Annotated in this window: 22 protein-coding genes; 21 read left to right on the top strand and 1 reads right to left on the bottom strand. The window is 33.0% G+C overall.

The genetic code is table 11. The annotated features are described in order from the left end of the window. Window positions 1–186: 186 nt before the first annotated feature. From QZQ55_RS04650 to QZQ55_RS04630, 5 genes are all read left to right on the top strand, one after another. On the top strand, window positions 187–579 hold the full coding sequence (locus tag QZQ55_RS04650) for a glycosyltransferase family A protein (protein WP_295090474.1): 393 nt from the start codon (window positions 187–189) through the stop codon (window positions 577–579). Window positions 580–600: 21 nt separating this feature from the next. Then, the gene (locus QZQ55_RS04645) at window positions 601–1,164 is read left to right on the top strand and encodes a hypothetical protein (RefSeq protein WP_295090472.1); all 564 of its coding nucleotides are present in this window, start codon (window positions 601–603) and stop codon (window positions 1,162–1,164) included. Between the two features lie 9 nt (window positions 1,165–1,173). Continuing rightward, window positions 1,174–2,316: a polysaccharide pyruvyl transferase family protein gene (locus QZQ55_RS04640; protein ID WP_295090469.1), complete on the top strand. Its 1,143-nt coding sequence runs from the start codon at window positions 1,174–1,176 to the stop codon at window positions 2,314–2,316. Next, window positions 2,300–3,538, top strand: coding sequence for a flippase (locus tag QZQ55_RS04635; RefSeq protein WP_295090466.1), 1,239 nt, complete (start codon window positions 2,300–2,302; stop codon window positions 3,536–3,538). The genes QZQ55_RS04640 and QZQ55_RS04635 overlap by 17 nt, the downstream gene beginning before the upstream one ends. 190 nt (window positions 3,539–3,728) lie before the next feature. Further along, window positions 3,729–4,853, top strand: a complete 1,125-nt coding sequence (locus QZQ55_RS04630; RefSeq protein WP_295090463.1) for a hypothetical protein — start codon at window positions 3,729–3,731, stop codon at window positions 4,851–4,853. 267 nt (window positions 4,854–5,120) lie between these two features. Here the strand turns inward: QZQ55_RS04630 and QZQ55_RS04625 are convergent, their stop codons facing one another. Continuing rightward, entirely contained in the window at window positions 5,121–5,786 is a 666-nt protein-coding gene (locus tag QZQ55_RS04625) for a pentapeptide repeat-containing protein (RefSeq protein ID WP_295090461.1), read from the bottom strand. Window positions 5,787–6,625: 839 nt separating this feature from the next. Between QZQ55_RS04625 and rpsB the strand changes: the two genes are divergently transcribed. The 16 genes from rpsB (at window position 6,626) to rbfA (ending at window position 24,153) form a co-directional block, all read left to right on the top strand. Next, window positions 6,626–7,465 carry a 30S ribosomal protein S2 gene (gene rpsB, locus QZQ55_RS04620; protein WP_006504338.1) on the top strand — a complete coding sequence of 280 codons (840 nt, stop codon included), beginning with the start codon at window positions 6,626–6,628 and terminating at the stop codon, window positions 7,463–7,465. Window positions 7,466–7,523: 58 nt separating this feature from the next. Beyond that, window positions 7,524–8,420, top strand: coding sequence for a translation elongation factor Ts (gene tsf, locus QZQ55_RS04615; RefSeq protein ID WP_295090458.1), 897 nt, complete (start codon window positions 7,524–7,526; stop codon window positions 8,418–8,420). A 135-nt stretch (window positions 8,421–8,555) separates the two neighbouring features. After that, entirely contained in the window at window positions 8,556–9,887 is a 1,332-nt protein-coding gene (locus QZQ55_RS04610; protein WP_295090455.1) for a uracil-xanthine permease family protein, read from the top strand. Window positions 9,888–10,022: 135 nt separating this feature from the next. Continuing rightward, on the top strand, window positions 10,023–10,739 hold the full coding sequence (gene pyrH / locus QZQ55_RS04605; RefSeq protein ID WP_006504335.1) for a UMP kinase: 717 nt from the start codon (window positions 10,023–10,025) through the stop codon (window positions 10,737–10,739). A gap of 2 nt (window positions 10,740–10,741) precedes the next feature. Then, window positions 10,742–11,287: a ribosome recycling factor gene (gene frr, locus QZQ55_RS04600; protein WP_295090452.1), complete on the top strand. Its 546-nt coding sequence runs from the start codon at window positions 10,742–10,744 to the stop codon at window positions 11,285–11,287. Window positions 11,288–11,379: 92 nt separating this feature from the next. Next, window positions 11,380–12,123, top strand: a complete 744-nt coding sequence (locus tag QZQ55_RS04595) for an isoprenyl transferase (RefSeq protein ID WP_295090449.1) — start codon at window positions 11,380–11,382, stop codon at window positions 12,121–12,123. Then, the gene (locus tag QZQ55_RS04590; RefSeq protein ID WP_295090447.1) at window positions 12,120–12,893 is read left to right on the top strand and encodes a phosphatidate cytidylyltransferase; all 774 of its coding nucleotides are present in this window, start codon (window positions 12,120–12,122) and stop codon (window positions 12,891–12,893) included. Before QZQ55_RS04595 ends, QZQ55_RS04590 begins: the two co-directional genes overlap by 4 nt. A gap of 15 nt (window positions 12,894–12,908) precedes the next feature. Continuing rightward, the gene (locus QZQ55_RS04585; RefSeq protein ID WP_295090444.1) at window positions 12,909–14,057 is read left to right on the top strand and encodes a 1-deoxy-D-xylulose-5-phosphate reductoisomerase; all 1,149 of its coding nucleotides are present in this window, start codon (window positions 12,909–12,911) and stop codon (window positions 14,055–14,057) included. Between the two features lies 1 nt (window position 14,058). Beyond that, entirely contained in the window at window positions 14,059–15,150 is a 1,092-nt protein-coding gene (locus QZQ55_RS04580) for an RIP metalloprotease (protein WP_295090441.1), read from the top strand. 33 nt (window positions 15,151–15,183) lie between these two features. Next, complete coding sequence (locus tag QZQ55_RS04575; protein WP_295090438.1) at window positions 15,184–19,518, top strand: PolC-type DNA polymerase III; 4,335 nt, start codon at window positions 15,184–15,186, stop codon at window positions 19,516–19,518. A gap of 113 nt (window positions 19,519–19,631) precedes the next feature. Then, window positions 19,632–20,093, top strand: coding sequence for a ribosome maturation factor RimP (gene rimP, locus QZQ55_RS04570; RefSeq protein ID WP_006506695.1), 462 nt, complete (start codon window positions 19,632–19,634; stop codon window positions 20,091–20,093). Window positions 20,094–20,105: 12 nt separating this feature from the next. Next, window positions 20,106–21,413: a transcription termination factor NusA gene (gene nusA / locus QZQ55_RS04565; RefSeq protein WP_295090436.1), complete on the top strand. Its 1,308-nt coding sequence runs from the start codon at window positions 20,106–20,108 to the stop codon at window positions 21,411–21,413. A 12-nt stretch (window positions 21,414–21,425) separates the two neighbouring features. After that, window positions 21,426–21,680 (top strand): RNase P modulator RnpM, encoded by a 255-nt coding sequence (locus QZQ55_RS04560; RefSeq protein ID WP_295090434.1) that lies wholly within the window; start codon window positions 21,426–21,428, stop codon window positions 21,678–21,680. Further along, window positions 21,670–21,972, top strand: a complete 303-nt coding sequence (locus QZQ55_RS04555; RefSeq protein WP_295090432.1) for a ribosomal L7Ae/L30e/S12e/Gadd45 family protein — start codon at window positions 21,670–21,672, stop codon at window positions 21,970–21,972. Before QZQ55_RS04560 ends, QZQ55_RS04555 begins: the two co-directional genes overlap by 11 nt. Window positions 21,973–21,975: 3 nt before the next feature. After that, entirely contained in the window at window positions 21,976–23,820 is a 1,845-nt protein-coding gene (gene infB / locus QZQ55_RS04550; protein WP_295090430.1) for a translation initiation factor IF-2, read from the top strand. Window positions 23,821–23,823: 3 nt separating this feature from the next. Next, a complete protein-coding gene (gene rbfA, locus QZQ55_RS04545; RefSeq protein ID WP_006506690.1) occupies window positions 23,824–24,153 on the top strand; it encodes a 30S ribosome-binding factor RbfA in 330 nt (109 codons plus the stop codon). Window positions 24,154–24,231: the final 78 nt, after the last annotated feature.

The raw sequence follows: 24,231 nt of genomic DNA, 5'->3' as shown, positions 1-24,231 counted from the left end.
TTTTATATGAGGCGAAATACAATATTAAAAATATCACTTAAATGTTATTGATATAAGACCAAATTTATATAAAGAAATAAAGGTTATCGAAAAAGAATCTAACGTTATTCCATTAAATAAGAAAATTAGACTATTTATATGTAAATATTTTTTCTTTTTGATAGTTATGCATAGGAGAGTTTGAGTATGAAAGGAATTTCAATTATTATCCCAGTTTATAATACTGAAAAGTATGTCGAAAAATGTATACATTCCATAGTGAACGAAATGAAGAATGCAGATCAATTAATAATAATTGATGATGGATCTACGGACTCATCTGCAAGTATATGTAAAAAATATATTTGTGATAATGTTTCTTTAATTACTAATGATAATCATGGTGTGTCTTTTTCCAGAAACATGGGTATAGATCTTGCTCAGAATGAATACATTATGTTTGTTGATTCTGATGATTATCTATTGTCGGGATGGAGAAATACTATAGAAAAGGGAATTAATACAGGAAAAGATATTGTATATTTTTCTAAGAAACCGGTAAATAGAACGACTGTCAAAGAAATTGTAAATGATATATGATGTTTACCAAAGAGAAAAGTATTGAACATCAATGCTAGTGCATGTTGGGGAAAAATATTTAAACTAACTTTTATTAAGGAAAATAAAATTTATTTTGATTGTAAATTGATTAATGGTGAAGATGGATTCTTTTGCTTACAATCTGTTGCAAAAACTAATTCATATACTATTTTAAATTCAGATGAATTTTATTTTTATAGAACAGACAATATTAGCTCTGCAACACATACTTTTAATGAAAAATTCATACCTTCCAATTCTCAATATATTTCCCAATTAGAATCGGAATTAAATAGTATGGATTTATATAAGAGCAATGAGGTGACTGAAATTATTAACTATATCACTTTACAGAGTATATACTTAGTGATGAGTAAGTTATCTTTGATTAGAGAAAGAGATATTAGATGTACTTATTATCATTATCTAAAGGTTTTTGATGATTTTTTTGCTAAATATAAATTGAATTGGAATTTTGGTATTATGCAAAATATGAATTTTATTTTACTTAAAGGTAAACACTATGATTTAAGTGCAACAATAATACAAATTATAAGAAATCTTCGAAATATAATTAAAAGGTAGGTTAAATAAATGGGTAGAAATAGAAAAGTTGGTGTATTAACATTCCATGCATCTTATAATTGTGGCTCAATGCTTCAAACATATGCGATGCAAACATATTTAGATAAAATCGGATATAATTGTGAAATAATTGATTTTTCAACTAAAGAACAGAAAAAATTATATAGTTTATATACAAAGAAAAGAACTTTAAAATACTTGATTCGTGATTTTATTTTTTATTGCCATCACAAGAGAATTGAAAACAATTTTAAAAAATATGAGTTATTTAAAACTGATGTATTTCATCTATCAAAAACGTCTGCTGAAAAAAAGGAAGATATCTGTATTGATGAATATAATTGTATAATTGCTGGTTCTGATCAAATTTGGAATATTACTATAGATGACTTTGATGACGTATATTTTCTTCCTTGGGATGAAATAAAAAAAATTGCTTATGCTCCATCGTTTGGTGCTAAAAATCCTGCAGAGTACTCTGATTGTATCGAAAAATATATTGATTTGATGAATCAATTTGATTACTTATCAGTGAGAGAAAAAAATGGGCAGAAATGGATTAAAGAATTAACTGGAAGAGATATTCCAGTTGTACTTGATCCCACATTATTGATAGAAAAGGAAGATTATGAGTCAATAGTAAGTGACGAATTATCTTTACCAGAAAAATATATTTTCTTTTATTGTCCTTCATACTCAATTTCTATTAATAAAATGGTGAAAAAAATATCAAAAAAATATAATTTACCAGTTATTGCTTTTAATTCAAAACCTTATTACTTGAGAGGTATGAATTTTGATGGTTTTAAGCTTCCAGATTTTGAAGATCCAAAAGCTTATTTACAATTAATGAAAAATGCTGAAATGGTAATTACAACATCTTTCCATGGTACTGTGTTCTCAACAATTTACAGAAAGAAATTCTGGGTAATAAAAAATGGTGGGATGTATGGCAATGACGATAGAGTTATGACATTATTATCTGATTTAGCTATTACTGATCGATTAATTGAGTTACCATTTGATGAAGAATTTAATTATATGAAATCAGTAGATTATTCTGAATATGAAAAAAGATTGGAAAAACTAAAAAATAAATCTCAAACATATTTGAAATTAGCACTGGAGAATTGTGATGAAAGAACAAAGTAAAAATTTTATTTTTAATGTTGGATATCAGCTTGTAATGTATTTGTTCCCATTGGTTACTGCAGCATATATTTCTAGAGTATTAGGTGCAGAAAATTTAGGAACATATTCGTACGTTTCTTCTATAGTTACAATATGCGGGATGTTTTGCTTACTAGGAATATCAAATTATGGTAATAGAGAAATTGCGAAAATTAGAGATGATTATGATCTTCGCTGCAAAACTTTTTCAGAGATATTTTCATTACAGTTAGTATTGTCAGTAACAGTAATATTAGTTTATTGTGTAATTATTTTTGCATTAAATATAGAATATAAATCACTTTTTATTATAGAAATACTAAATTTATTAGCTATTTCCTTCGATATTTCTTGGCTATTCTTTGGAATGGAGCATTTTAAAATAACTTTAACCAGAAATTTTCTTGTTAAGTGCGTATCTATGATTTTCATAGTTATATTTGTTCGTTCGAGTAAAGATTTACCAATATACACCGTTATTATGTGTTTATCAGCGTTATTTAGCCAATTATTTTTATTAGTAATATCTAGAAACTTAGTTCACTTTAGATTTGTGTTTAACGCAGCTTTAATTAAACATTTAAAACCTTGTTTAGTTCTTTTTATACCAGTTATTGCATTCAGTATATATAGAGTAATGGATAAGACAATGATTGGTACATTTTCAACAAAAACAGAACTTGCATTTTATGATAATGCGGAAAGAGTAATTAATATACCATTAATGGTGATTAATGCACTTGGAACAGTAATGTTACCTTATATGGCACATTCAATCCATAACAATGGTGAAGAATACAAACAAACAATAAAGGAATCTATGCATCTTGCCACTATCATTGCAACATTTTCAGTAATAGGAATAGTTGTATTAGGAAATGATATTTCCATACTATTGTATGGAAATTCTTTTTTGAAATCCGGGTTATTAATGAAAATACTATCTATAACTATAATTGCATCTGCATGGGCAAATGTAATAAGAACTCAATATTTAATCCCAAATTCTAAGGACAGAACATATGTTATATCAACTGTTATTGGGGCAGTTGTTAATTTCATATTTAATATGATATTTATTAGACTATACGGGTCTATCGGAGCCTGTATAGGTACAATACTAGCAGAATTTTCAATTGCAATTTTCCAGACTGTTGCAGTTTATAAAGAATTAGAGACTATTATATCAAAGACTTTTTATTAAACTTAGCTAAATCTTTGCTAATGGGAATCATTATTAGTTGTATTGTGTATTTTGTTAGACCTATATATATACGTATTATTTCGTGTCTTTTTATCGCAATGTTGTTATTTATACTCTTAGATAGAAGATATTTATTTAATGTATTCTTATCAAAAAAATAAAATGTTTTATTTAAGGGAGGTTAATCAGCATGGATATAAGAGAAAATTCAAAATGGTCTAAATTATTTAACTTTGCATATGGGACATTCTTAATATATTCTACACTTGGATATATTCCTATGCTGCATAAACCATTACAATTAGTTTCAATGATCGGAATTATATTATTAATATTTGGATTTTTATTTCAATATCGAATTTGTAAAAGACAAGATTTTATATGTTATTGTTTATTTTTAGCATTGGCTTTAATTACTTCAGTGTATAACAGTAATTATGCATTTATCAAACTAGTACTCTTTGCAGGGTCTATAAGATGTGTAGAGATGAAAAGTATTGCTAAATTTGACTTGAAATTACGTACAGTGCTTATAGTATTACTCTATTTGATGAGTTTGGTTGGTCTGGCTACTGATAATGTCTTTTATTACAATGGTGTTGCACGACATAGTTTAGGATTTACTAATCCTAATGCATTGGGAGTAGCTGTTTATATTTTGGTCTGTGATATTGTTTTTTTAGCTGGAAATGAGATTAATATTAAACACTTATTAATTATAACATTAATTGCGGGATGGCTGTATTCAGTTGCACGTTGTAGAACATCTGTATATGCTATTTTATTATTGTTATTTTTGGCTATTTTATATAAATTATTTCCTCGAATATATAAAACAAAAATAATGAAATACATTTTTATGATTACACCATTTATTTTATCTTTTATTACATATATTAGTGTTCAAGGATTAATTCATCATAATTCTATGGCACTAGAACTAGATAAGTTATTATCTTCGAGATTGAGTGCGGTTGTAACATTTGTAACGCATTTAAAGCCAAAAATACTGGGTCAATCGATTGGAGAAACAGTGGCGCTTTCCATGGATAATGCGTATGGATTTGCCTGGTATGATTTAGGAATACTAATTTCATTAATACTACTATGGTTAACTATTAGAGCTTTTAATAAATATTTTAAAACACAAAACATTATGTTATGTATTATTATACTATCTTTCATTTGTTATGGTATTAGTGAACATTTATGGTTATTTGTTGATTATAATATATTTATGATTGCGTGGTGTCCAAATTTGGTAGTGGAAGATTATAGCTTATCAAGTTTTAGTAATAGACAATCTAAAGAATAAACTTATCTCATTTAATAATAATTTTAGATGAAAAAAGGGGACAGAAACCAATCGGTTACTGTCCCCAATATTATTTTTCTAATACCCCAAACAATCAAGAGGGTCTATAATATTTGTAATTATTAATAAGATAAAACTTATAATTGTAATTAAATCTGATATCATAGCAACACCTCCTTGAATATTAGCTATCATATTACAGCTCCCATTCACTTTACAAAAAGTACTATTAGCAACACAACCTTTCGATTGTGTGGGGCGGAGCACTTATATTGTAATATCTTTTTTTATTTTTTTCAATTGAATTTCTAGTTTTTTATATGTCGTAATTCTTTTTGTTGGATGTTTTTGCAATTCTGTCAAAAGTATCACTAAATCTTGAACTGAAAAATGTTGCTGAAGTAGGAATAGATTTAATTCGTTATATTTCTTATCAGAGATGTGTAGTAATTTATATCTACGTAAATAACTATTCTTATCATTCAACTGATTCAGAACAGATTTGAGTTCTTCTGTCATTATGGCCTTTGGATAGGTATTATACACTTGGGTAATTTTATCTAAAGAATCCATATTATGACATGTCGCTAAAGATGTATTGACTATAACACAATTACTTATATTTGCGTTTGAAAAATTGCAATTTGTAAATTTACAAGCCATAAATATGCAATTTGAAATTTCAGTTCTACTAAAATCACAGTTATTGAAAGTAGTCCCCCAAAAATCACATTCCCTGATTTTACAATTTTCAAATTTTACTTTGTTAAAAATTGAGCCACGGAAATTTGCATAAACAAATTCTACATTATTTGCTCTACATTTTACAATATGACTTTTGGCCAAATAACGATTACATATTGGTCTCAAAACTTTCTTTTTTTGACCTTTATCTGTTATAAGTTTTAGCCTATCTATTTTGATTGTTGTCAAAATGATTTTCTCCTTCACACTGCTTTAATACATTCTACCAAAAGCAATTAAATTTTTGAATACCCTTAATAATCTAAACTAATTATTTTTAAGAAGTTAGAGGCTACACTTTTTATTTTTTGGCTAAAATAAAAAGTGAGATTACATTTTAAAAAGAAATAAAAATAATGTGGTATTTACTCGTTCAGAATAATATTTCCATAAGAATATCGGATATTAATTCTGGTATTTTTTTGTTTTAGAATGGAACTAAATTGAGTGTAATTTCTCATGATGACATTTTATAATATTATAATTTGGTGGATTTAGTCAGACAAACGCCACGAGTTCATTCTTCTTTTTGAATCTTGTCATATTAACCTAATTCTGCAATAATACGTGTAACTAAATTATTTCCAATAGCCTTATGTTGTCTTTAAACGATATTTTAATTTTTATATTTTGCAACAGTGATTCATTTATTGATTAAAAAGCACTACTATGGCACGAAAAGTATACCTTTCGTGCCATTTTTTTAATAAACAGAAACAATAAGATATTTATTTATATTTGCGGAAAATTATAACATTTTCCGCTTTTATTTTAAAGTTCTTTTGTTACTAAAAGTATATCTTGTGTATAGACAATTTGATATACATATTGAACCAAATGATTTTGATTTGAAAGATATTTAAGGGAAGAATTCAATTTCTTCTCTTTTTTTATTGTATTTCATTAAATTTTATGATAATATGGCATGGTGTTTGAAATACACACACTATGGATTCATAGTTCGAGTGCCTAATAGGTGAGCTATGTTAGAAATAGTGGAGGAAAAAACAAAAAGGAGGAAATTACACATGCCAGTAATTTCAATGAAAAAATTATTAGAAGTTGGTGTTCATTTCGGACATCAGACAAAGAGATGGAACCCAAAAATGGCTCCATACATCTTCACATCAAGAAATGGAATCTATATCATTGACTTAAAGAAGTCTTCAGACAAATTAGATGAAGCTTATCAGGCAATGAAAGAAATCGCTGAAAAGGGCGGTAAGGTTTTATTTGTTGGTACTAAAAAGCAGGCTCAGGAAGCTGTTCAGACTGAAGCTGAAAGATCAGGTTCTTATTTCGTAAATTCTAGATGGTTAGGTGGAACTCTAACAAACTTTAAGACTATCCAGAAGAGAATTAAGAGACTTATCGAACTTGAAAAGATGGAAGAAGACGGAAGCTTAGAACAGTATACTAAGAAAGAAGCAGTTCTTCTTATGAAAGAAAAGGCTAAGTTAGAAAGAAACCTTGGCGGTATCAAAGAAATGAAGAAGTTACCAAACGCTTTATTCGTTGTTGATCCAAAGGTTGAACACAATGCTGTTGCTGAAGCTAAGATTTTAGGTATCCCAGTATTCGGTATCGTTGATACTAACTGTGATCCTGATGAAGTAGATCATGTTATCCCTGCAAACGATGATGCAATCAGAGCTGTTAAGTTAATCGTTGCTGCTATGGCTGACGCTATCTGCGAAGCTAAGGGTGAACCTACTACTGTAGCATTCGTTAAAGACGAAGAAGAAAAAGAAGTTACAATGAACGATGCTGTTGCAAGCGTTGAAGAAAATAAAAACAACAGAGGACCAAGATATAAGAACGGTCCTAGAAGAAATAAAGCTCCAAGAACTGATAAGACTGAAGCATAATCAAAAGGAGAAAGCATTATGCTTTCTCCTTTTTAATAAAATTACGGAGGAAAAACAAATGGCAATTAGTGCAAAATTAGTAAAAGAATTACGTGAAAAAACTGGTGCAGGTATGATGGACTGTAAAAAGGCTTTAGATGCTACTAACGGTAACATCGAAGAAGCTTTTGACTGGTTAAGAGAAAAAGGTATCGCAAAGGCAGCTAAGAAGGCTGATAGAATTGCAGCTGAAGGTTTATCTGCATTTGTAATCGATGGTAATAAGGCAGCTTTAGTAGAAGTTAACTCAGAAACTGACTTCGTAGCTAAGAATGCTGAATTCCAGGAATTAGTAAACAATGTTGCAAAGACTATCGTTACAAATGAACCAGCTGATTTAGATGCAGCTTTAAAGATTGAATTAGATGGTAAAGATCTTGCTACAGCAATCGCTGAAAAATCAGGTAAGATTGGTGAAAAATTATCTTTAAGAAGATTTGTTGTTATGACTAAGGCTGATAACGAAGTATTCGGCGCTTACTCTCATATGGGTGGTAAGATTACTGCTTTAGTTAAGATTGCTGATAGCGATGAAGAAAAGGCTAGAGATGTTGCTATGCACGTAGCTGCTAGTGCTCCTCAGTTCATTGATAGATCAGCTATCCCAGCAGAACATATTGCTAAGGAAACTGAAGTATTAAAGAAACAGGCTTTAGAAGAAAATGCTAAGTCAGCTAAACCAAAACCAGAAAACATCGTAGAAAAGATGATTGCTGGACGTTTAAATAAAGAATTAAAGGCTATCTGCTTAGTTGATCAGGAATTCGTTAAGAACCCTGATTTAACAGTTGCTCAGTTCTTAGGAAACGGCAAAGTTGTTGAAATGGCTAGATTCATGGTTGGTGAAGGTATGGAACATAAAGAAGAAGACTTCGCTGCTGAAGTAGCTGCTCAGATGGCTGCTGCTAATAAATAATTATGATTCTTAAAGGAAGTACAATATGTACTTTCTTTTTTTTACTGTTTTATTATAGTGATAAATCCATTGCATATTAAAGATTTACGTGTTATTATCTGAATTGTATTTTTTGTATACATACGAGGAGGAAATATGAGTAAAGATCAAACTAGTATGTCTGAAGAACTTTTCAAAATTGATGGAAAGCCTTCTACATCACAAGCTTTACCTTTAGCACTTCAGCACGTTGTGGCAATGGTTGTCGGATGTGTTGCACCTGCTATTATTATTTCGGGAGTTGCTGGACTGTCAGCAAGTGATTCAGTTATTCTGATTCAGGCTGCATTAACAATGTCTGCTATCTCTACATTATTTCAGGTTTTTCCACTATTAAGAGGAAAGAAGTTTTCTATTGGCTCAGGTTTACCTGTTATCATGGGAATCAGTTTTGCTTATTTGCCTACTATGCAGGCTATCGCTGGTGAATTTGATATTGGCACTATCTTAGGTGCGCAGATTGCTGGTGGTATTGTTGCAGTTATTGTAGGTATATTTGTTAAAAAGATTAGAAAATTCTTCCCACCACTTATTACTGGTACAGTTGTATTCTCAATCGGCTTATCATTGTATCCTACAGCTATTAACTATATGGCCGGTGGTGCAGCTTCTAAATCTTATGGTTCTTGGCAGAACTGGCTTATTGCGTTTATAACATTAGCCGTTGTTACTTTCTTGAACCATTATGGTAAGGGAATTTTCAAACTTGCATCTATCTTAATTGGTATTATTGTTGGCTATATTATTGCTTTATGCTTTAATATGGTGGATTTCTCAGCTGTTGCAAATGCATCTTGGTTTGCTTTGCCACAATTTATGCATTTTGGTGTTAAATTTAATCCAGCAGCCTGTGTTGCTATAGGAGTATTATTCGCTATTAACTCTATTCAGGCTATTGGTGATTTTTCTGCTACTACTACAGGCGGCATGGATCGTATGCCTACAGATGAAGAATTAAATGGTGGTATTGTTGCTTATGGTTTAACTAATATTTTCTGTGCTTTATTTGGTGGGTTACCAACTGCTACTTATAGTCAGAATGTTGGTATCGTTGGTTCTACAAAAGTTGTTTCTAAGAAGGTGTTTGGACTAGCTGCAGGTATTATTTTAGTTGCTGGTCTTATTCCTAAGTTCTCATCACTTCTAACTACAATTCCTTATTGTGTACTTGGTGGTGCGACTGTATCTGTATTCGCTTCTATCGCAATGACAGGTATTAAACTCATTGCATCTCATCCTATGGATTTCAGAAACACAACAGTTGTTGGTTTAGCTGTTGCTTTAGGTATGGGTGTTACTCAAGCGAACGCAGCACTTGCTACATTCCCATCTTGGGTTACAACTATTTTTGGTAAATCTCCAGTTGTACTTGCAACTATTACTGCGATTATATTAAATTTAATCTTACCAAAGAATAGTAATTCATAGATATAAATTACTTCCTGGACATTTGAACAGGGAGTTTTTTTATTAAAGAGTGTTTTTTGTCTCATTAGTTCACTGTTGACTATAAACTTAATTCTATTTATAATTAATTTGTAGATTTTACAGAAGGAGATCCATATGAATTATAAAAGAGTATTATTAAAAATAAGTGGTGAAGCTTTGGCAGGTGATCAGGGCTTTGGCATTAATCCTATTGTAGTTAAAGACATTGCAGAACAGATCAAGGATGCAAAAGATCTTGGTGTTGAAATTGCGATTGTTTGTGGTGGCGGCAATATCTGGAGAGGTAAGACTGGTGCCGATATGGGTATGGAAAGAGCAAGCGCTGATTACATGGGTATGCTTGCAACTGTTATGAATGGTCTTGCATTACAGAATGCCTTAGAATCAATTGGTCTTGAAACACGTGTTATGACTGCGATTGATATGAAGGAAGTTGCTGAACCATATATCAGAAGAAGAGCTGTACGTCATCTTGAAAAAGGTCGTATTGTTATTTTCTCAGCTGGAACTGGTAGCCCATATTTCACAACTGATACTACTGCTGCATTAAGAGCTGCTGAAATTCATGCAGATGTTATCTTAATGGCTAAGAATGGTGTAGATGGTGTTTATTCAGCTGACCCTAAGTTAGATCCAAATGCAGTTAAGTTTGACAAGTTAACTTATTTAGATGTTCTTAATAAAGATTTAAAGATCATGGATCAGACAGCTATTACTTTATGTAAAGACAATAACATTGATTTAAGTGTATTCAATATGCAGAAAGAAGGAAATATTGCGCTTGCATGTAAACAGGAAGTAGCTGGCACAATTATTTCAAAGGGAGAATAATAATGGTAGAATTAGTACTTGAAGAAGCAAAAGAAAAGATGGAGAAATCTATAGAAGCTTTCTCTAATGAATTAGTTAATATTAGAACTGGACGTGCTAACCCAAGCATGCTTGATAGAGTTATGGTAGAATATTATGGTTCACCAACTCCTTTAAATCAGGTAGCAGGTATCTCAGTTGTAGAAGGTCGTCAGTTAGTTATCAAGCCTTATGATAAGAATTCTATGAAGGATATTGAACATGGTATTTATCAGGCTGATTTAGGTTTAACTCCACAGAACGATGGAACTGTAATCCGTATCGTGATTCCACCTCTAACTGAAGAAAGAAGAAGAGAAATGGTTAAGCAAGTAAATAAACTTGCTGAAGAAGCTAAGGTTGCTTTAAGAAATATCAGAAGAAATGCAAATACTGATGTTGAAAAGACTGGTGAAACTGAAGATGAAGTAAAAGCAGGTAAGGAAGATGTTCAGGATTTAACAAATGAATTTGTTAAGAAGATCGATCAGATTGCTAAAGAAAAGGAAAAGGATTTAATGACAGTTTAATGTCATTTCTAGGAGGATTATTGAGTCCTCCTTTTTTGATTGTTTGAAAATGCAGTTCACTATGCTATAATACGGTTTATGAGGTGATTATAATGCTTTTTAAAAGAAAAGAAAAATATACATTAGATATGGATCGCATCCCAGCACATATCGCATTTATTATGGATGGAAATGGAAGATGGGCTAAAAAGAGAAAAATGCCTAGAACATATGGCCATCATGAAGGAACTAAAACAATACGTAATCTTGCTTTAGAAGCGAATAATTTAGGTGTTAAAGCAATGACAGTTTATGCTTTTTCTACTGAAAACTTCAAGAGAGAACAGAGTGAAGTGGATTATATCTTTAAGTTACCTAAAGAATTCTTCTCTCTTTATTTTCAGGAATTAATGGATAATAATGTCCGTATTATGACAATAGGTCATTTGGAACTAGCTCCAAAGGAAACTCAGGATATTATTAATGATGCAATCACAAAGACTAAAGATAATACAGGTTTAAAACTTGTCTTTGCATTCATCTATGGTGGTCGTGATGAAATTGTTGAAGCCACTAAAGCGATTTGTGAAGAATATAAAGAAGGAAAAGTGAACTTAGATAATATTACAGAAGATTATTTTGAATCACATCTAATGACTAAAGAATTACCATCTGTTGATCTCATGATTCGTTCAAGTGGTGAGTGTCGTTTATCTAACTTCTTATTGTGGCAGCTTAGTTATGCTGAATTTATTTTTGATGAAGCATACTGGCCTGATTTTGATGCGGAAAAATTACATGAATGTATCTGGAAGTATCAGAACAGAGACCGTCGTTATGGAGGAGTAAAAAAATGAAACAAAGAATCATAACGGCGATTGTATTAGTTGCACTTTTTTTACCATGCGTTATTGTAAGTGGTATACCTTTTAAAATCCTCATGGCTTTTATCGGAGTAACGGCTACTTATGAATTACTTTCTATTACAAAAGAACCTAAACCACATTTCTATTTATACATTGTATTAGGTGCTTATATTTTAGGATCATTATTCTTTTCTAATGGACTACTTGTTTCTAATATGTTTATTGTAATCTATATGGTTGTACTATTAACTTGTGGAATTTTTGATGCAGGTATGCCTTTTTTAAGAACTTCCTATTATTTTACAAGTGCAACTTTAGTTGCTCTTGGTCTTCATGCTGTTTATTATTTTAGAACAGCTCTTGATTTAAGATATGTCATCTTCTTAGCACTTGCCACTCTTGGTGCAGATACATTTGCTTATTTTGTTGGTCGTGCGATTGGTAAACATAAATTAAATCCACGTCTTTCACCTAAGAAAACTATTGAGGGCTCTATTGGTGGTATTGTGTGTGGGGGCTTATTAGCACTTGCTTATACTTATTTTGTGCATATTCCTTATCCATTGACTCATCTTGCTTTAATGAGCTTTGTGCTTGCAGCAACTGGGCAGATTGGTGATTTAACATTCAGTTCTATCAAGAGAACTTTTGAAGTAAAAGACTATTCCCAGATTTTTCCTGGTCATGGTGGTGTATTAGATCGTTTTGACTCAATTATCTTTAATTCCATGATTCTAGGATTCTTACTTACATTACTCTAATTTAGGAGGCAGTTTATGAAAAAAATTACAGTACTTGGTGTCACTGGTTCTATTGGAACACAGACAATAGATGTTGTATTGGGGCATCCAGATGAATTCGAGATTGTGGCCATGTCAGCAGGTCATAATATCAAGAAATTAGAAGAAATTATGAGTCAGCTTCCTGTTGCACATATCTGCGTACTAGAACAGGCGGATTATGATTATCTAACTGAAAAATATCCAGAACGTCATTTCTATCTAGGACAGGAAGGATTAATTCAAATCAGCACATTAGAAGAAACTGAAATCGTTCTTAATGCGATTGTTGGATTTGCTGGACTATTACCGACTATTGAGGCAATTAAGGCAGGTAAAGATATAGCACTTGCTAACAAAGAAACTTTAGTTGTTGCAGGTCATATTATTATTCCTCTTGCAAAAGAATATAATATCCAATTATTACCAGTAGATAGTGAACATAGTGCTATTTTCCAGTCAATGCATGGAGAATACCCAAGAGAGATTTCTAAAATTCTTTTAACATGCAGTGGTGGAAGCTTTAGAGATAAGTCTTTAAATGAACTAAAAGATGCTACTGTTGAACAGGCTTTAAATCATCCTAACTGGAGTATGGGTGCTAAAATTACCATTGATAGTGCGACTTTAGTGAATAAAGGATTAGAAGTCATGGAAGCTAAATGGCTTTTTGATGTAGATTATGATGATATTGAAGTTTTAATTCATCCTGAAAGTGTGGTTCATTCTATGATTGAATGTACAGATACAGCTGTGATTGGTCAGTTAGGTACACCAGATATGCGTCTACCTATACAATATGCACTGACATATCCTCATAGAATACCTTTAATTAATAGTAAAAGACTTTCTTTATCAGATATAGGAACACTTCATTTTTATAAACCTGATACTGAAAGATTTAAAGCATTGCCTCTTGCCTATCGTGCAGGAAGAGAAGGAGGCAGTATGCCTTGCGTTTTCAATGGTGCTAATGAAGAAGCCAATCAGTTATTCCGTGATGGAAAGATTAAATTCTTAGAAATTGTAGATTTGATTGAAGATGCAATGAATGCACATACTGTTGTAGAAAATCCAACTCTTGATGAATTAATCAAGATAGATGCAGATGCAAGAGCTTTTGTAAGGAAGAGAGTAGGTTTATAAGATGCAGACTTTAATTAATATACTAGTATTCCTGCTTATTCTTACAGGAATTATTGTAATACATGAATTAGGGCATTTTATTGCGGCTAAATTCTTTAAGGTTTATTGTGGAGCATTTAGTATTGGAATGGGGCCAAAAATTTTTGGTAAAAAAGGAAAAGAAACAGAATTTCAGATTCGTGCTTTGCCAGTAGGTGGATTTGTTTCTATGGCAGGAGAAGCAGATCAGGAAGATAATGAAGAATTTAAGGATGTTCCATTAAATCGTACATTAAAGGGCAAGAAGACTTATCAGAAGATTATTATCATGCTTGCAGGTGTCTTCATGAACTTTATGCTTGCACTTGTTATTATGTTATCTGCAAATCTTACAGGCGGACAGATCAACGTAAATCGCTGTGAAGTAGGTTCACTTGTAGAAAATAGTTCTGCAATGAAGTATGGCTTTAAAAAAGGTGATATCATCACTAATATTGAATGCAAACAGACAGGTGTTTCTTATGCAGTGGCAAGTTATGAAGACCTTCATAACGATATGACTAAGAAGGCATTAAAGATAGAATCTAAGAATGCGTCATTGGATATTACTGTTAGACGAGGTAAAGATAGTATCGTTATTAAAACTGTAACACCTTATAATGAAGAACAGGGGCGCTATGTACTTGGCTTCATGCAGGTAACTCGAACAATGAGTGTGACTGAAGCATTAAGCTATACATCTAAACAATTATGTGAGATGTCTACTGCAATTTTCAATGCGCTTGGACAGCTTGTAGTTAACTTTGCGTCTACTATTAAGCAGATGTCTGGACCAGTTGGTATTTATAAAGTGACTTCACAGGTGAGAGAATCTGGTTCTATTACGACACTTCTTTATCTAGTGGCTATGTTATCTGTGAATATTGGTATCTTCAACTTATTGCCTATTCCAGGCTTGGATGGATACCAGGCCATTCTTTCACTTATTGAAGGAATTATTCATAGGGAAGTTCCTGTGAAAGTGAAATATGCATTGCAGGTGCTTGGTCTTGCACTTGTATTTGGTCTCATGATTGCAGTAACTTATCAGGATTTGCTGCGATTATTCCAGTAAAGGAACTTCGGTTCCTTTTTTAAAGGTGATTTTATGAACAAATTAAGTATTTTATTACAACAATTACATATAGAAATGAATCAGGCTTTTTCTCATGCTGATATTACAAGAGTTGTTGTCCATAATGATAGCCGTTATACCTTTTATATTAGTTCACCTGAATTAATGCCTCTTGGTAATGTTAAGGCTTTAGATGAAGCTCAACACTTATTTCCTTATCCATGCGAATTTCTTTTTGAAACAACATCAAATCATTTTAAAAAGGAAGATGTAATTGAATATAGTGAGTATATAATGCATTCTCTACTTGGAAATGTACCAGAAATGCAGGGTATGACTAAAGATGATTTAGATTTAAAGGGTGATGTTTTGACCTTGCATACTGTTAATCATATTCAATGTGATTCAATTAAGACACAGCTTCCTGAAATGCGTTCTTTACTATCAGGTTTTGGAATTGATATTGATCTAAGAGCTGAGGTAGATAAAGATAACCACGATTATCAGCAGACTTTTGCGAAGATGGAAGAAAATAAAGGGGTGCATATTGATTCAAGTGCTTTAGAAAAATACAATGAAGCCATGAATGAAGCACCTGCACCTTCATATTCCAAGCCAGCAGGTAATTATAAACGTTATAAGAAAGAATATGTAATGACTCAGATCAGTCAGCTAGATAATACTATGCGTGAAGTAACTGTACAGGGATATTGTTTCCAGGAAGAGACAACACAGGTGAAAAGCGGTAAACATATCCAGACACTTCTTGTGACTGACTATTCTGATAGCATTATGATTAAGAGATTTGAGAATAAGAATCGTAATACATTAGAAGAAATGCAACAATTGAAAAAAGGTGGTAAATGGATTCGTGCTAAAGGTACTTTTGAATATGATAGCTTTGCACGAGAACAGGTTATTATTGCGAATGAGATAGAAATTATTCCAGCTCCTAAAGCACGCATGGATAAAGCAGAGAAGAAGCGTGTAGAACTTCATTGTCATTCTAATATGTCTACCATGGATGGTATTGCGAGTGTCGGCTCTTATATAAAAAGAGCCACTGAATGGGGCATGAAGGCGATTGCTGTCACTGATCATGGTAACGTACAGTCATTCCCTGATGCTCAGGCGGCTGCAGGAGACAAATTAAAGATGATCTATGGCATTGAAATGAACATGATTGATACAAATTTTGATTGTGTATTCAATGCAAACGGGTTAAAGCTTAATGATTTGACTTATGTATCTTTCGATTTAGAAACAACTGGTTTGTCTCAGATTGATGATCATATTACTGAAATTGGTGCTGTTAAGATAAAGAATGGTTTAGAGGTAGGAAGACTGCAGACATTTATTAAATCTCCTAAACCTATTTCTAAGAAGATTACAGAACTAACATCTATTACTAATGAAGATATTAGAAATGCGCCTACAATTGAAGAATTCATGCCTCGTTTGATGGAATTCTTTGGGGATGATCTATTAATTGCCCATAATGGACGTTTCGATATTGGTATGCTTGATAAAGCTTTGGAACGTATGGGAAAAAGTCCTATTAGTAATCCTTGGATTGATACATTACCTCTTTCTAGACGTTTGATTCCATTACAGCGTTCTTATCGATTAGGTGCTGTCTGTCGTTTTTATCATATTCCTTATGATACAGAAGCGGCCCATCGTGCGGACTATGATGCTGAAGTATTAAGCCACTCTTTTAATGTTATGCTTCAGGATTTAATTAAAAAAGGATTTAAAACAATCGATGAAATCAATGATATAGAAATTGAAGAAAGCTATAAACATGCTTTCCCTTATCATATGTGTGTTCTTGCGAAAACACCAGAGGGATTAAAAAACATGTTCAGACTTGTTTCCGTTGCGAATACAAAGTATTTCCATCAATGTGATCGTATTCCAAGAAGTGAACTTGAATTTTATCGTGAGGGACTTCTTTTTGGTAGTGGATGTGTTAATTCAAAAGTATTTGAAATAGCTTCTACAAGAGATGAAGAAGAATTAAGAGAAGAAATTAAATTCTATGATTACATTGAAATACAGCCTTTAGAAGATGCTATGTATCTTGTGGATCGTGGTAAATATGATTCCATTGATGACATAGAAAGAATATATAAGCGTATTATCAAGATTGCGAAGGAAGAAAAGAAACTTATCTGTGCAACAGGTGATGTTCACTTCCTAGATAAGAGAGACAAGGTCTACCGTGAAGTCTTCATTACTAATTCTAAGATTCAGATAAATGGTAAGCCCCATCCTCTTCTTGTAAGAAATAATCCACGTGCTTTAACACCAGATGTTTATTTAAGAACGACAGATGAAATGCTGGAATGCTTCCCTTATTTAAGTGATGAAGAAACATATGAATATGTTGTCACAAATACTAATAAGGTAGCTGATATGATTGGCGACGATATAATTGTCACTAGAGAAGGATTATATCCTCCTTCTATCGATAATGTAGATGTGAAGTTAAGAGAATTATGTAATAAGAATGCACATGAAACTTATGGTGAAGTATTACCTGAAATTGTGTCAGCAAGACTTGAAAAAGAGTTGTCCAATATCATCAAGCACGGATTCGCCGTTATTTATTTTATCGCTTCAGAACTCGTAAGAGTATCTAATGAAGCAGGTTACCTTGTAGGGTCTCGAGGTTCTGTAGGTTCATCATTCGTCGCTACTATGGCGGGTATTTCAGAAGTTAATCCATTGGCACCTCATTATATCTGTCCACACTGTAAACATAATGAATTCTTAGATGAAGGTGTTATTTCAGATGGTTATGATTTGCCTGATAAGAACTGTCCAGTATGTGGACATAAGATGAAGGGTGAAGGACATAACATTCCATTCGAAACATTCTTAGGATTCAATGCCGACAAGGTTCCAGATATTGACTTAAACTTCTCTGGTGAATATCAGCCTAAAGCACATGCTTATACAAAGACAATTTTTGGTGAAGACCATGTCTTTAGAGCAGGTACAATCTCTACTGTTGCAGAAAAGACAGCCTATGGATATGCAAGGGCATATGCGGAAAATTTAGGTTTAGAAGATAATATCCGTAGTGCTGAGTTACAAAGATTAGCTAATGGATGTACAGGTGTTAAGCGTACAACTGGTCAGCATCCAGGTGGTATTATCGTTATCCCAAATGATATGGAAGTATTTGACTTTACACCTTATCAGTATCCAGCAGATGATGTGAATGCGGAATGGCGTACAACTCACTTCGATTTCCATAAGATTCATGATAACGTATTAAAATTTGATATCTTGGGACATGTCGATCCGACTGTTATTCGTATGCTTCAGGATATGACAGGTGTAGATCCAAAGTCTATTCCTACAAACGACCAGAAGGTTATGAGCTTATTTAATAGCTCCAAAGCGTTAGGCTGTGATTTATCATTCCTTAACTGTAAGACAGGTGCTTTAGGATTACCAGAATTTGGTACGAAGTTTGTTCGTGGGATGCTTGAACAGACGCACCCAACTTGTTTTAATGAACTTGTCATCATTTCAGGCTTATCTCATGGAACCGATGTTTATCTAGGTAATGCTGAAACATTGATTAAGTCTGGAACGTGTACATTACAGGAAGTTATTGGATGTCGTGATGATATCATGGTGTACTTAATTGAAAAAGGCCTTCCTAACAAGGATGCCTTTGATATTATGGAATGCGTACGTAAAGGGAAATCTCCAAAAGTATTCCCTCAAAAGGGTTATGTTGAATTAATGAAGAAGCATAATGTGCCACAGTGGTACATTGATTCATGTTTGAAAATCAAGTACATGTTCCCTAAAGCCCATGCTGTTGCTTATGTATTAAGTGCCGTACGTGTGGCATGGTGGAAATTGTATTATCCAAGAGAATATTATGCTGTATACTTCACAACACGATGTGATTTCTATGATATTGAAACATTGATTACAGGAAAAGAAGCTGTTTTTGATAAATATCAGGAATGTTTGAAATTAAAGGCAGAACATAAAGCATCTAACAAAGAAGAAGGCTTGATTACTGTCTTTGAAGTTGCATTAGAAATGTTTGAAAGAGGATTGAAATTCAGCAAGATTTCTCTTGATCAATCTGATTCAAGAAAGTTTATTTGCAATCCTGATGATCCAGCTGCTATTATTCCTCCATTTACTTCTATTGATGGACTAGGAGATGCAGTAGGAGATTCAGTTGTAGAAGCAAGAAAGGAGAGACCTTTCACTTCTATTGAAGATATTAAAAAGAGAACACGTCTTTCAGGAACACATATTGAGACTTTACAGAAGATGGGTGTCTTAAATGGTTTTTCTGAAAGTGATCAGCTAACAATCTTTGATCTATAGTTTTTTTACGTGTTTTTCAACATTATTTGACTTATACATTTAACTGTGCTATACTCGATTTAGCAAAAGACGAGAGGGGAGACCCTCTCGTTATTTATTGAATAGGAGGTTCTATGCTAGAGAAAATTAAAGAAGGCTTATTGCCTATTATTGCTTCATTTGAATGTCATCTTGATTCAATGGAATATGTAAAGGAAAAAGGAGAATGGTATTTACGTGTTTTCATTGAAAAGAATGATGGAAATCTGGACATGGATACTTGTGTTGCAGTCAGTGAAGCTGTAAGTGAAAAGTTAGATGAACTTGATTTAATCAAGGACGAGTATTATCTTGAAGTATCTTCTCCAGGAATTGAAAAGCCATTAAAGACTTTTGAGCAGGTTGAAGCTCATGTTGGTTCATATGTTCACATTGATTTGAAGAATCCACAGAATGGAATTGATTCTCTAGAAGGAACATTGGCCTCTATTGATGGCAAAGAATTATTGATCCAGTATATGGTGAAAGCTGTAAGAAAGAAAATGACTATAAATTATGATGATATTAAATTCATCAGACTCGCTGTAAAGTTCTAGGAGGTAAAAAACGTGGCGAAAAAGGAAAAAGGTTACAAATCAGCTCTTGAAAATCTTATCGAAGATAAGGGGCTTGATAGCACTATTGTAATTGAAGCATTGACTGAAGCACTTGCTAAGTCATATAAGAAAAACTATTGTGGTACAGAATCAATCGTTGATTGTAAAATCGATGGTGATGGACAGATTAGAATTTTTATCACTCATCATGTTGTAGATGATGTAAATGATGAAGATTATGAATATTCTATTGAAGAAGCACAGGAAATTGATCCTAAGTATCAGGTTGGAGATGAAGTTGTTGAAGAAGCTGATATTTCTGAATTTGGTCGTCTAGCTGCTATTCAAACAAAACAGCTATTAAGACAGAAAATTAGAGAAGCTGAAAAAGAAGCGTTATACAACGAATATATCAATAAGCTTGATGAAATCATCAATGGTACTGTTGATCGTGTAGAAGAAAGATTTGCGATTATCAACATTGGTAAGACAGGTGCACTTCTATCATCTAAAGATCAGATTCCTGGTGAAACTTTAGTTGAAGGTGAACATGTTAAGGTTTATGTGAGTGAAGTAGAACGTACTACAAAGGGTACTCATATTAGTGTATCTCGTACTCATGAAGGATTAGTTAAACGTTTATTTGAAATGGAAGTACCTGAAATTTTCGAAGGAACTGTAGAAATCAAATCAGTTTCTAGAGAAGCAGGAGAACGTTCTAAGATTGCGGTTTATACAGCAAATCCTGATATTGATCCTATTGGTGCATGTGTTGGTCCTAAGGGAAACCGTGTTAGAAATGTTGTTGAAGAATTAAATGGAGAAATGATTGATATTATTGAATGGTCTGAAGATCCAATTACATTTATTTCTCATGCTCTTTCTCCTGCAAAGGTTGAAAGAGTTAAGTTGAATCACACTAAGAACAGCGCTTTAGTAGTTGTACCTGATGATCAGCTTTCTTTAGCAATTGGTAAGCGTGGTCAGAATGCAAGACTTGCAGTTAAGTTAACAAACTGGAAGATTGACATTAAGTCAGTATCTGAAATATTAGAAGAAGGTATTGATTTAGATGCACCTGAAGTAGATATGGAACTTCTTGAAAAGATGAAAAAATCTATGGAAGAACATGAAACTGAAGAAGAAAAGGAAGCTATCACTTTAACTCTTGAAGAGGAAGAAGTAGAAGATAAGGTTGAAGAAGACTTTGGTGATGATGAATCATTCGATGATGAAGATGATTTTGATGAACCAGATCATGATCCTAAATATGATGAAGATATTGATTATGATCAGTATGATGAATACTATAAAGACTAGAGGTGATCTTTTATGAAGAAAGTGCCTTTAAGAAAGTGTGTGGCAACTGGTGAACAGCTGCCTAAGAAAGAACTTATTCGTATTGTTAGAAATAAAGAAGGAGAAGTTTCTGTAGATCCTACAGGTAAGAAAAATGGCCGTGGTGCTTATTTGAAGCGTTCTTTAGATGCTATTGAATTGGCAAGAAAGAAAAAGATTTTAAATAGAGTGCTTGAGGCTGAAGTTCCTGAAGAAATTTATGAGGAGCTAAAAACATATGCTCAATAAGCAGGTTGCCTCTTTATTAGGGCTTGCTATGCGTGCTAGAAAGCTTGCGACTGGAGAAAGTGCTTTAAAGGCTATCCAGTCTCAAAAAGCCCATCTTGTACTTATAGCAAGTGATGCAAGTGACAATACGAAGAAGAAGTATATTGATAAGTGTACATATTATCAAGTAGATTATTATATGGCTGGCACAAGTGAGGAGTTATCTAATTCTGTTGGTAAAATCAATAGAATGGCGATTGCTGTTCTTGATGCTGGTTTTGCGAAAAGTATGAAATCGAAGTTAGGAGGGTAATTTATGGCAAAAAAGAAGAAAAACATAAAAAACAAGGGGAATGACAAAAAGAAGATGATCTCAAACTTTCCTAGCAAGAAAGAAGAAAAGGCCATTGTTGATGGTGTAGTTGAATATGAAGAAGGCATCACTGTTGATGAACTTTCTCAGAAAATCGGACAGACACCAGCAAATGTTATCAAGGTTTTATTCATGTTAGGTACAATGGTAACAATCAATTCATCATTAGATGATGAACAGGTTGAACTTATTTGTATGGAATATGGTCTTGAATGTAAAAAGGTTGTTCCTGTAAGTGAAGTTAATTTTGAAGATTTAGAAGTTGTTGATGATCCTAAGGATCTTGAGCCAAGACCTCCAGTTATTACTATCATGGGTCACGTTGACCATGGTAAGACAACATTGCTTGACCATATTAGAAAGTCAAGGGTTGCTGAAGGTGAATTTGGTGGTATTACTCAGCATATTGGAGCCTACCAGGTATCAGTAAAGGGTAAAAAGATTACTTTCCTTGACACTCCAGGTCATGAAGCATTTACTGCTATGCGTGCACGTGGTGCAATGATTACTGATATTGTTATTATTGTTGTTGCTGCTGATGATGGTGTTATGCCTCAGACTAGAGAAGCAGTAGACCATGCTCTTGCGGCTGGTGTTCCTATTATTGTTGCTGTCAACAAGATTGATAAACCTGGTGCTGATCCTCAGCGTATTATGGCTGAAGTTTCTGAACTTGGATTAATGCCTGAAGAATGGGGTGGAGATGTTCCTTACGTTAACATTTCAGCTAAGCAGGGTATCGGTATTGATGAATTATTAGAAACTGTTACAGTTGTAGCTGAACTTGCTGAATTAAAGGCAAATCCAAAACGTATGGCTTATGGTAGTGTAATTGAAGGTCGTCTAGATAAAGGCAGAGGTCCAGTTGCTACTTTATTAATTCAGAATGGTACTTTAAGAAGTGGTAACCCAATTGTTGTTGGTGCAACTTATGGTCGTGTTAGACAGTTAGTTGATGATCGCGGACGTGAAATCAAAGCTGCAGGTCCTGCTACTCCAGTAGAAATTACTGGTTTAAATGATGTGCCTGAAGCAGGAGACAAGTTCATGGTATTTGAAACTGAAAAAGAAGCAAGACATGTTGGTGAGGAACGCGCCCAGAAAAAGATTGAAGAAGAAAGAAATTCTACTTCAGCTATGAGTCTTGATGACTTATTCTCTCAGATGAAGTCTGGAGAAGTTGTTGACTTAAATATTATTGTTAAGGCTGACGTAAACGGTACTGCAGAAGCAGTTAAGAGTTCATTAGAAAAGATTGATGTAGAAGGTGCTAGAGTAAATGTTATCCGTTCTACAGTAGGTGCTATTTCTGAATCAGATATCCTTCTTGCAAGTGCATCAAAGGCTATTATTTATGGTTTCAATGTTAGACCAGATGCCAATGTTCGTCGTAAAGCAGATGAAGAAGGTGTAGAAATCCGTTTACATCAGGTTATCTATAAGATGGTTGAAGAAATTGAAGCAGCCATGAAGGGTATGCTTGCTCCTGAAATGGAAGAAGTTGTTACTGGTCAGGCAGAAATCAGACATATTTATAAGGTTTCTAAGGTTGGTAATATTGCTGGATGTTATGTAACAGATGGTTCTATTAAGAGAGATTGCGGTATCAGATTGATCCGCGAAGGTATCATCGTATATGAAGGTAAACTTGCTTCATTAAAGCGTTTCAAGGATGATGCGAAGGAAGTAAACCAGGGCTATGAATGTGGTCTTACAATTGAAAACTATAACGATATCAAAGAAGGCGATATTGTCGAAGGATACGTTATGCAGGAAGTTGAAGGTTGATTTATGGCTTCATTAAAAATTGATAAAATGAATCATTATATCATGAAGGAGTTATCATTAATTCTTCGTGATGAAGTAAAAGATCCAGCTTTACGTATGTGTACTGTCACTTCAGTAAGCTGTTCTAATGATATGTCAGTGGCTAAGGTTTATGTGACATTCATGAAGAACCAGGGTAAAGGTTTACAGGCATTAGATAGATGCAAAGGCTTTATTCGTTCACAACTTGCAAGAAGATTAAAAATCAGAAAATGCCCTGAACTTATTTTCAAGGTAGATGAATCTCTTGAATATGGTAATCGTATTGAAGAATTGATTAAGAACTTACACTAAGATTGAGCCTCTTTAAGAGGCTCTCAGACTGTTGACAAACTAAATGTTAACAGTCTTTTCTTTTAAAATCGAATAGTA

It is taken from the genome of uncultured Catenibacterium sp. (assembly GCF_900540665.1).
In the GTDB taxonomy this organism is placed as follows: Bacteria; Bacillota_I; Bacilli_A; order Erysipelotrichales; family Coprobacillaceae; genus Catenibacterium.
Note: the sequence above shows the minus strand (reverse complement) of the source record. Positions and strands in the feature narration are given on the sequence as shown.